This is a genomic window from Putridiphycobacter roseus, from assembly GCF_003234935.1.
GTDB lineage: Bacteria > Bacteroidota > Bacteroidia > Flavobacteriales_D > Crocinitomicaceae > Putridiphycobacter > Putridiphycobacter roseus.
This window is the reverse complement of sequence record NZ_QKSB01000010.1, coordinates 67789-79555: the sequence shown is the minus strand read 5'-3', so window position 1 is coordinate 79555 and position 11767 is coordinate 67789. Positions and strand designations below refer to the sequence as shown.

Genomic DNA, 11767 nt, shown 5'->3' with positions numbered 1-11767 from the left:
AGTAACCTCTTTCTTTATATTTTAATTTCTTCACCATTTACAAGCACTGTTTTCGCTTTTAAAGATTTAATGCGTTTTAATACCGTTTTTCTTTGCTTGGTATCTTTAATCCATAACGTAGCGAGTGCAGTCAATTCAACTTTGTAATTATCGAAAAAGGCCTTTGCCTGAACAGCCGTTTCTACCTCAATTGGATTTAATTGAGGGTTTTGGTCAACAATTATTTTTCTTTTTATATTTTGGTCTGTAGGTATAAATTCATTGGACCACACGGTTAAGTTATATGCTAAACTTGAACCTTTTTGAATTTGCAGATAATAAAACAGTTTGTTTTTATGGGTTTCGTCTGCCACAACTGGCTTTGTATTAACAGATATAGGATAAGGAGGCGTACCATTCGCAACGCCTAATCCATTTAATTGAATGGTAATAGGCATTTTTTTATTGGATAATTCATGGAAGAATTCCATTGTTTGAATAGAATCACTTTTACTGTACGCACCAGATTTTTTAATTTTTGTGCTGAATTCATCTAAAACAAAAACATCTTTACTTAATGTATGGCTTAAATTAAAATGCACAAAAAATTCTGCTAAATTTTTATCAAATACTGATTCACCAAAGCTGACTAAAATTACTTCAAAATAATCAACTTCGTCTGCTTCAGGAAAAGTAAGGTCTTGTGTTTGTACATTAAAAGTAGCACCATCTGTAAAAAGGTAATTTCCTAATTTATCTTTTTCGTAGGCCATTAAATTAAAGCCCATATTTTTTTTCATTTGGTCTAATTTGGTCTCAAATTTTGACAGTAAATCAAAGGCTTCTTCTTTTTCTTTTTTCAGTTGTCTTAAGGTAGCTAACTCCGTTTCTAATTGACCATTTAAAGCAATTAAATTGTGTTGTTGTATTTGCCTTTTTTTTGCCGTTTTTGTCAGCTTACCATGTGGTACATAATTAGAGTCCTGGTAGGAAAGTCCGGCACTCTTTTTTTTCTTTTTCTTAGCTTTTCTAGATTTTTTCATTTTAGGTGCTGCAGCAGGCGTGTATCGAATAGCATCTAATTTTTCTTCGGTCACTTTTATGTGCATTCTTGTTTTGGCTTGCTTTTTTTCATACAAGGCAATATAATAATCGAACCCTTTTTTACCATATATTTTTTCTTTTAAATCAGCAATCCAGACTTCTTCTAAATTTTTAATAAGCGACCAATAAGTTACGCCTTCCCCAAAAGTAGAATCGGGAGAAACATAACGCTGTTCATTTTTCCCATATAACACATAAGAGCTACCACCTTTTTGTACTACAATGGTGGTTTGTCTTTCTGGGTGATATGCCCAGGCATCTATATGTAAGTGAGTTTGGTGATTTACCTTGGTACTCATTTTTATCACAGGTGCATCACTTACTAAAATGTTTTTATTGGATTTATCCTCGCTTCGTTTTGTCTTTAGTTGATAATTGAATAAGGCTTTAGGGTCGGGTAAGGCGCGATTATATTTAGTTCTGATGATAGATTCTAAATCATTCCAATCTTCACCATCTCCAGCGGCTAACATATAATGCGTAGTATTTATATTATTCTGGGTTAAAATGTCGACTATTTCATTGGCCCGAATGTGCATGTATTTTTCTTGTGCTGCATAAATGGATTGTAGGATAGCATATTTTTCATCCGGTGTAAAACCACTATTTTTAATGGCTGCCATTTTTTCTCCAATGGTAAGATTTGGAGAAAGGTAGTTTAGAATACTAGGCGATAATTCATATTTCCCATTAGTGTTGATGGTCGCTAAATTACTTGGTGCATTTTCGAGAATTAATTGAACAAAGTATTCAAATTTTGGCTTTAAATAGGCGTATTTTAATTTTGTTGAATTTCTAAATTGAAGCAATAAATCCAATTCCCAAGCGGCATAATGCATACCAACATCCCCTAATAAGCCTCTGTTTTTTCTAGCAAACTCTGTATGGTGACAAATCAATTTAGAAGAATCACTTTCAATGAAGGATTCCACATAAGGATAGTCTGGTAAGGTATCGTTGATGTAAGGAATAGAGTCTGTAAATTCGAATAAAGGATGAATGGTCGGCTTTAAGTTTTCAATTTTTCGTGTGAGCTGATAAAAAAAAGCTTTTTGTTTTCCTGTGAAATCTTCCCATTTCTCCTGACCATAGCCTAGGGATGTAACCAATAAGACAAGAATTATTAGTACTTTTTTTAGCATCATTTGCATGTGTTTTAGATTGAAAACAATAAAAGTAGGAAAAAATATAGCGTCAATTTGAAAGATGGTATAATAATTGGTATTTTGCTAAGTATAATAATAACTTAAAAAAAAATAAATGTTTGGATTAGATGATTTAATGAAAAAAGTAGACTTGGGAGATATCTTAGAAAAAGTAGGATTGTCGGAGCAAGATAAAGCTGCAGTAACAAACCAAGCTGCGGATGCAGTTAAATACAGAGTAAACAAAGAAAACGCAAAAGGAAACGTTGATACCATTAAAAATCTATTTTCTCAAAATGAGAATACAGAGGCTGCAAATGGTATGGCAGGTAAATTAGAAGGAGATTTAGCTTTTAATTTAAAAAATAAATTAGGACTTGATGAAGGTATCATTGATCAAATTAAAAGTGTGGTAATGGCAAAATTCATGGGCGGTACTTCTAATGCTATGGCAGAAGGAGGAGACAAAGAAGGAGGAAGCGTATTGGACATGTTTGGAGATAGTGATTTAGTGAACACTTTCAAAAATAAACTTGGTGGACTATTCAGTTAATCTGCTGCATAAATAATAGTAAAAAGCGTTATAATTTTATAACGCTTTTTTTATGTTCTAATTTATAAAGTTTAAATTTGTAGGGAAATAAAAGAAACGCATGGCTGTTGAAGTTCAAATAGATGAAGAAAGAGAAAGATTAGACATATTAAATGCCTACAAGGGGTTGTTACGTGCTAGTAAACGATTTAGAAAATCGAAAGAAGACACCAAGATGATTCGAGAAGCGTTTAACATGGCTATGGAGGCGCATAAAGGAGTGCGTAGAAAATCAGGCGAACCTTATATTTACCATCCAATTGCTGTTGCTAGAATTTGTGCAGAAGAAATGGGTTTAGGAACCACGGCCATTGTAGCTGCTCTATTACACGATACCGTGGAGGATACCTATATTACATTGCAGGACATTGAAGATAAATTTGGCTTAAAAGTCAGAATGATTATAGATGGGTTGACTAAAATTCCTGAGGTGTTTGATGATAACGTTTCTTTACAAGCGGAAAATTTCAGAAAATTAATCTTAACGATTTCGGATGATTTAAGAGTGGCTTTTATAAAAATTGCAGATCGCTTGCATAATATGCGAACATTAGGATCGGTTAGATTAGATAAAAAACTAAAAATTTGTTCTGAAACCGAGTTTCTTTATGCTCCTTTAGCACACCGTTTAGGATTTAATGCCATTAAGCAAGAATTTGAGGATATGATTTTCGAAGTAAAATATCCAGATGCTTATAAAGAAATAGAACAAAAAATTGAAAAATCTAAAGAAGTAAGGAATGCATTTATTAGAAACTTTTCTGATCCAATTAAAAGTGAATTAAATAAAACAGGATTTAAATATAAAGTTAAAGCCAGGTACAAGAGTATTTCTTCGATATATAAAAAATTAAAAAATAAGAATTTAACTTTTGATGAAATCTATGACATTTTTGCCATTCGAATTATTGTAGATGCACCTTTGGAGTTGGAAAAATCAAGATGTTGGAGAGTTTACTCTATTGTGACTGATTTTTATCAACCCAATCCAGATCGCTTGAGAGATTGGATTTCGATACCTAAAACCAATGGATACGAATCGTTACATACCACGGTGATGAGTCCAACTGGAAAATGGGTCGAAGTACAAATTAGGAGTGTAAGAATGGATGAAATAGCTGAAAAAGGCTATGCAGCGCATTGGAAATATAAAGAAAATAATGCAAAAAAATCTAATTTTGATAAGTGGTTAGGTGAAATTAGAGATTTATTAGAGAACCCAGATGAAAATGCAGTTGATTTTATTGATGAGTTTAAACTGAACTTATTCAATGAGGAAATATATGTATTTACCCCTTCTGGAGATTTACGTGTCTTACCTGTTGGTGGCACCACCTTAGACTTTGCTTTTGATATTCACACCGATATTGGTATGCGTTGTATTGGCGCCAAGGTAAATGGTAAATTGATGCCTTTGAGTCATTCTTTAAAAAGTGGCGATCAGGTGGAAATTATTACTAGTTCAAAACAAAGACCGAAAGAAGATTGGTTAAAATTTGTGGTGACGGCAAGAGCAAAACAACGCATTAAAGCATCTTTAAAAGAAGAGGAGAAAAAAATTGCCAGTGATGGTAAGGAAACCTTGCAGAGAAAGTTTAAGCAAATTGACGTGTTGTTTAACAGTGAGAATGTAAGTGTGTTGGAAAAATTTTACCACATGCATGGTGCTACTGAATTGTATTACCAAATAGCGAAAGGTAAAATTGATTTATCTAAATTAAGAACAATTCCTGTAAACAATAAGCATTTCATACTTAAAAAAACGCCTGCACCAAAAATTACATCTTCCTCTTTAAAAAACATCATAACTTGTGTCGATAATAAAAAGGATACTATTGTTATTGGTGAAGATTTCAAGAATGTGGAATACCGATTGGCTAATTGTTGTAGTCCAATTCCAGGAGATGATGTCTTTGGTTTTATTACGGCTACGGAGGGTATAAAAATACACCGGGTTAATTGTCCAAACGCAACTGCATTAATGTCTAATTATGCTTACCGTGTTTTAAAGGCTAAATGGCAAAGTCAAAAACTGAAAGCGGAACTGACGGGTATTAAAATCACGGGTATTGATGATATGGGAATTGTGAACAGAATTACTAATATTATTTCTTTGGAACTAAATGTAAACATGAAATCCATTTCATTTGAATCTAATGACGGTATTTTTGAAGGGAATATTATGCTTTACGTTTTTGATACCGAACATTTGGATAAACTAATTACTAAGTTTGAGCAAATAGAAGGAGTTAGATCGGTGGTTAGGGTATAAGTAGGATTGTTTTTTATTTACCTTAAAAGTGTAACATGCCCTGTGGCTGTTTTGTGGGTACCGTCAAAGGTATCTAGGTAATTTATTTTCCAAACATATACTGCTTGTATTGCAGGAGTAGTTCCGTAGTTTCCGTCCCAACCTTCTGCTACATCTCTGGATTGGAAAACAATTTCTCCCCATCTATTAAAGATTAACATTTCAAATTCATAGGGATCAAATCCAGCTGTAAATTCGGCTTTAAAGATATTGTTGTCTCTACTTTCATAGTCTGGTGTAAAAGAATTAGGGACATAAAAGAGCATATTATCTTGAATTAAGATGGTTTTACAAAATACATCTTTACAACCAAACTTGGTAGCAACCTCTAAACAAGTGTTGACTATTGTTTGTTGGTCAAAACTAAACTGGAATAATGGACTAGAATCTTGGGTGGTTTCGTAACCTCCAAACCTCCAATTATAATAATCGGCACCAATTGATTGATTCATAAAATCAATTTTACCATCTGTTACAATCGGTTTTTCAGGTGCAAATGTAAATTTGGCAATAGGTAAAGGATTAATACATATAATATCTGCTTGTGTTACGGTGGCATAACAGGTAGGTCCACCTACATTAGGATTTGAAACGGATAAAGTAACATCATAACAGCCTGGTTCTGTAAAATTAATTGTAGGGGAACAAGAATTAGACTGATAACCATTGCTAAACTTCCAATTACAGCTAGAGCCAGTAAGGTAATTACCATTACTCAAACTGATAGGTTCACCTGCACAAATGGTGTCGCCACCAACAATTTTAGGCGTGGGGTCAGGGTAAACATTGATGGTAACACTAGAAATATCTGTCGTATTACAATAATCCGTAATGGATACAGTATAAGTGGTGGTGTCATTTGGAGAAACTGTTAAGGTGCTTAATGTGTCGTTCGGATTACCTGTATTCCAGCTATACGCGTAATCTAAAGTATCTCCAAAATCAATCAATTGTCCATTAATTCCTTTCGCTGTGATCAGAGCAGTGCCACCAGGACATATATGTACTACATTTGAAGTAATAGAACTGGTAAGTGGATCTGTAACGGTCATGTTAAAGGAATAGGGGCCAGCGGTACAACCATTTGCATCTGTAATGTCGAAAGTGAAGGTGTTATTTTGTGTCGCAACTTGGGTAAAGACATTGGTTGCTGGATAAGTATTTGCATAATTATCTACCCAATTGAAGGTGAATGGCCCAGTACCTCCATAGGTAAAGCCTGCAGAAATATTCAAGGAACTTCCAAAACACACATTCTCCCAATCGTTTGGAACTGTACCATATAAGCTGTCTGGTTGTGTAATAGTGGTATTAGATGAGTCGGTACAACCAAAAACATCTGTCACTATAATGTCGTAATTGCCAATGCATAAATTTGAAAAGGTATTACTAGGACTGATAGTACTGTTTCCCGCCTGTATAATTTCATAATTAACAGCGTTGGGTGCATTAACTAAAATTTCACCAGTACAATTTTTATAACAATCGATATTAGTAGGTACCACGCTACTGATTAAAATAGCTGGAGGCTCTGTAAGGATAATATTAAATACGTCCAGTGAACAGCCATTGGCATCCGTAATAATTGCATTGTACGTTCCAGCACAAACATTGTTAGCAATGGCAGAATTTGGGTTGGCAATATTGCCAGTCCATTGATAGGTTAAAGTCCCTGTCCCACCACTTGGTCCTAAGTCAATGGAACCATCACAAAAACCATAACAAGAGGTATTGCTACTTGTAAAATTCGGCGTTGTAATAGCTAATGGTTCTGTAATGGTAATCAGGTTTGTATCTGAACAATTATTAGCATCTATTACAATGACGGTATAATTATTAGCGTCTAGGTAAGTATAAGTACCTGCAGATTGATAACTAATACCATTATCAATAGAATAAGTGTATGGTTGTTTTCCGCCATTAGGCACTACATTAATAGATCCTGAAAAATCGTTGTTACAAATTAAATCTGATTTACTAATCGTGGAGTTTAATATTGCAGGTTCATTGATTGTTGCTGTTGATTGAGATACACATAAATTTGCATCTCTAACATACGCACTATAAGTTCCTGCGGCAATGCCAGTAAAAGTGTTACTCGTTTGGTAGTTGATTCCGTCCATACTGTATTCATGCATACCCGTACCCATGGCGCTATTAATGGTGATACTCCCGTTTGCATTTCCAAAGCATAAAATATCAACTGTATTTACAAAGTCTATAGTTGGTGGGTTGGTAGCGGAAACAACTATGTTTTTCTGAATAGAACAAAAATTATTGTCAACCACTTTAATGAGATAAGAACCGGGGGATAAATTGTTATATTGGTTATTCGTTGAAGGGCCGGAAAAAGTAAGGCCATTGTCATTACTGATGTAATAATTGTAAGGTAAAGTGCCTCCGGAAAGAGTTGCTGTAATACTACCATTATTCACACCACAAGTAGCGGCTGTTTTGGTGGTAGACATTATGAGTTGAGTAGGAGAGGTGATGGTTTGATTCACGTTGTAAACACAGTGTTTAAAATCTTCAATTTGGATATTATGAATACCATTACATAAGTTAGTCAGTAAGTTAGATGCTTGTTGGTTGACACCATTATTGGCACTGTATAGGTAGGGGAGTGTTCCACCTAAAGCAGTGACTAAAATTTCACCATCACAATTGCCAAAACAGGCATTATCAGTTGTGTTCCAAACTGCTGTAATGGTATCTGGTTGATTTAGGGTATGTACCGTGTCTAGGGTACAGCCATTTGCATCTGTAATTTTAATGTTATAAAGTCCGGCATTAAGACCGATAAATATACCTGTTGTATTGCTTGATGCACCTATGTCGAAGTTATAAGGACCGTTGTCACCTTGCGCTACAAAAATCATACTACCTGTTTGGTCGCCATGACAAATTAAATTGGTGGGGTTAATAGTTGTGGTGATGGCAGAAGGTTCTGAGATGGTTATTTGCATATCGGCGTAACAGCCTTTACTGTCTTGTACTCGGGTATTGTATATTCCTGCAGCTAATCCAATAAATGTATTCGTATTATGGTAAGTCAATCCAGAATCTATGCTATAACTATATGGGCCGGCATTTCCTCCTAAAATATTACTAAATGAAATTTGCCCATCATTTGAGTTTAAACAAGTAGTATTTACAGTATTGATATTGTAAGTGATGCTGTCCGGTTCTGTGATGGTAAATTCATAAAAATCACTACAATTACCACTGTCATGAATAATGACATAATGGGTCCCTGCAGGTATATGTACATTTGGATTGGTGGCAGCGTCAAAAGCACCATTGGTTTGAAAATAAATACTATCTAATGTAAAGCTAATTGGAGGAAGGGCAATGGTAACCTCTACAAATACAGCACCGTCTTGACCGCCAAAACATGTTACGTTATGTGTAGAATCAAGAGTTGTGCTAATTTCTAAATCACTAACTGATTTTAGAATGGTGTCTTCACAGCCGCTTGCATCTTGAACAATTACCGTATAAATTCCAGCATTCAATCCAGAAAAGTTACCATTATTTTGTGTGTTTGTAAAATTATCAATAGAATAAATGTAGCCTGCTGTACCATTTATAGCCTGTACTTCGAAGCCACCATTAGAGAAGTTACAATTAGACCCTGTGTTTGAAATTGTATTAAAACCAATCTCTAAAGGATTGTTTAGTACAATGCCATTCATAGCGTAAACACAATTATTAGCATCTTTAACTTTCAAATTGTAGGTTCCAGCACATTGGTTGACAAAAAAAGGAGAACTAAAATAATTTGTACCGTCATCAACACTGTATAAATAATTTGGGTTGCCGCCGCTGGTTAATCCAAAACTAATGCTTCCATCACAACCATTATGACAGGTAGGATCGACTTTTGTATAGGAAGAACTAATGGCGGTTTGTCCACCAATATTGATGGTGGAATTTGCCAAACAACCATTGGCATCAATCACCCGAACGTCTGTATTTCCAGCACATAGACCGGTTAGAGTAGGAGAGTTTTGGAAGCTCAATCCTCCGTCAGAACTATATTGGTAGGGCGGCGTTGCACCACTTGCATTTACGGTTACTGTTCCATCACAAACCCCATTACAATTAATGTCAGTATGAGAAGTAGTAAAGGATAATGGGGAAGGTTGCCCTATGTTGAACATGATGGTTCCGGTGCAGTTATTGGCATCATTTACTACAACAGAATGTGCTCCAGCATTAACGTTAAAAGTATTTGTTGGAGAAGGTCCCGTATTGTTGAGGTTAAAAGTAAAAGGAGAGGTACCGGTTGTAATGGTTACTACAATGGTTACTGCCCCGTTTATTCCACCGGCACATGCAACATCTTGCTGGTAGTCAATAACTGGATTTGGTGGAGGAATATTCAATAAAGTAACATCTATGTTAGTGGTACAACCATTAATATCCGTAACTGTAATCTGTTGACTTCCTGCGGATAGGTTAGTAAAAATGCCATTAGTGTTGGTGTTAGCACCTAAAGTATAAGTGTAAATTGGACTACCACCTTCCGCTGATACATATATTTCTCCATCTCCACCGCCACAAATTTCTTTTTTAATTAAGGTATCAAAAAGGACTAATTTTTCGGGTTCTATGATGGTATCTAATAGTTGAAGTGTACAATTTTTATTGTCTTTGATGGTAAAGGTGTAATTTCCTTCACAAAGATTGGGGAAAGTATTTATGCCAGAAAAATTATTACCATTTAAGGAATATTGATAAGGTGGTGTGCCTCCCGCAGGATTTTGAAGTTGTATGGCTCCATTGCAGGAACCGAAACAACTTATTTGGTTTGTAATTAAGTTCCCGGTTAATGGCAAGGGAGCCGAAATGGTTATGGTGTCTCGGTTGATACAGCCCGATATATCTTGAATTTCTACATAATAAGTCCCAGCAGAAAGCCCGCCTATACTTTGATAAGTTTGTCCATTAATTGGGGTGTTTGCAGCGGTATACCATTGGTATGCATAGGATGGTATACCTCCTGAAGCATTCGCGACTATTGCGCCATCTGTATAGCCATCACAAGTTGGATCTGTTCCATTGCTGGTAACGGTACAACATGAAGGCCCTTCTGGTAGCACAACATTAGCAATAACAGTACAACCTAAAGCATCAGTTACTTCTAAGACATATAAACCAGCCTGAAGATTATTAAAATTACCCGTAGAATTAGTAGCTTGAATGGGGCCATTTAATATAAAACTATAAGGGGCTTGACCATTTAACATATTTGCTTGTATGGAGGCATCACTAAGACCATAACAACTTGCCGGATTTACAATGATAGTGTCAAATTCTAAATTATCAACAACTACAGTTACTTGGTCCGTAAAAGTAGTTACGCCATCTGTATAATTAACCACAAAGGTTGTGGTTTGGGTAATATAGGTAGAAACGGATGCAGCATCTGGTGAACCAGGAATGTGTAACCAGTCATAATAATATGGAGAGCAAGGGGTGGCATTAACATAGAAATTATCAATTCCCCAATGGTCATAATTATTTCCCGAAGACCCCCATTGGAATAAACGAAACTTGGTATTGTTACCTACGGCACCAATTGGAATTGGAAAACAATAATTATCCCATGTTGTAAAATTTGTAGCGCCAAAAGCAATAGGAGCAGTAGCGCCAATTCCTGGGTAATTGGTCAGTAAGTTACCATTTGGAGCGAAATAAGCAATGTCAATCCAAGTAGTACCATTGGTAGAATATTGTAAACTTACCCCTTCATTGTAAAAGTCGGCTCCTTCACAAGGGGATTGGTCCCCACAATATTCACACATGAATTTAAAATCGAAACAAACATTACCACCACAGGAGACATCTAGATTAGAAGTAGTCAGTGTTCGCGGTGCTGAGGTAGAAGAGCCCATCCAAAGGTAAGTTGTTCCATCTAAAGAAGTACCACATGGATTATTAAATTGTGCGGCAGGACCTGTTGTCCATCCTGCAGTTAAGGAACTCGTGTTAAAATTATCCCCAAAGATAGTGGAGGAAGTATTACCAACTGCAGACAACTTAACCACGCCACCACCACAACTTAAAAAAGTATTATCTGCATATGCCGCTACATTCTGTGCATGACTTGTTGCCCCCACAGAAATAAGTATAAATATTAGATAAAAATTTAGCCTTTTTAAGTTATTCATTATTTGTTAATCGTAATGCGAATATTGTCAAATTTAAAATCTGTTAAAGTAGCACTGTTATTAAAGGTCGTAAAGCGTTTAAGAATATATAAATTGCCAAAGGGTGTATCGCAATTACCTAAAATTTCTTCATTTTTTGGAATTACAACGGTTAATTGATTTTCTTTATCGGCAATATTTGATGTAAATTCTTTATTGTCATACCATAGTCTCAAATCCCATGTTGCGGTAATTTCTTGCTTATTTTTGTTTACAATTTTAATGAGGATTCCAATTTGATTCGGAATATTGGTAGGTTGACAATCGGCTTCTAATTTGTAAAAAGATACGCCATTTTCGGCATGAAATAATACCCAGTCATTGGTGGTTTGAGCAAAGCTTAGTTGGAATGAAATTGAAAGTAAAAAAGAGAATAAAAATTTCATGGTAAATGCTTGTGTATAAAACTATACGGTGAATG

At 35.3% G+C, this 11767-nt stretch carries 5 protein-coding genes; 2 read left to right on the top strand and 3 right to left on the bottom strand.

The features are described from left to right. Nucleotides 1-14: 14 nt before the first annotated feature. The gene (locus DNU06_RS14030) at nucleotides 15-2228 is read right to left on the bottom strand and encodes a hypothetical protein (protein ID WP_146239258.1); all 2214 of its coding nucleotides are present in this window, start codon (nucleotides 2226-2228) and stop codon (nucleotides 15-17) included. Between the two features lie 115 nt (nucleotides 2229-2343). Between DNU06_RS14030 and DNU06_RS14025 the strand changes: the two genes are divergently transcribed. Further along, a complete protein-coding gene (locus DNU06_RS14025; protein WP_111064127.1) occupies nucleotides 2344-2781 on the top strand; it encodes a hypothetical protein in 438 nt (145 codons plus the stop codon). A 100-nt stretch (nucleotides 2782-2881) separates the two neighbouring features. After that, entirely contained in the window at nucleotides 2882-5092 is a 2211-nt protein-coding gene (locus DNU06_RS14020) for a RelA/SpoT family protein (protein WP_111064126.1), read from the top strand. Between the two features lie 17 nt (nucleotides 5093-5109). On the opposite strand, the gene DNU06_RS14015 is transcribed toward DNU06_RS14020, so the two are convergent. After that, nucleotides 5110-11307 carry a T9SS type B sorting domain-containing protein gene (locus tag DNU06_RS14015; RefSeq protein WP_111064125.1) on the bottom strand — a complete coding sequence of 2066 codons (6198 nt, stop codon included), beginning with the start codon at nucleotides 11305-11307 and terminating at the stop codon, nucleotides 5110-5112. Further along, nucleotides 11307-11732 carry a hypothetical protein gene (locus DNU06_RS14010; RefSeq protein WP_111064124.1) on the bottom strand — a complete coding sequence of 142 codons (426 nt, stop codon included), beginning with the start codon at nucleotides 11730-11732 and terminating at the stop codon, nucleotides 11307-11309. The genes DNU06_RS14015 and DNU06_RS14010 overlap by 1 nt, the downstream gene beginning before the upstream one ends. Nucleotides 11733-11767: the final 35 nt, after the last annotated feature.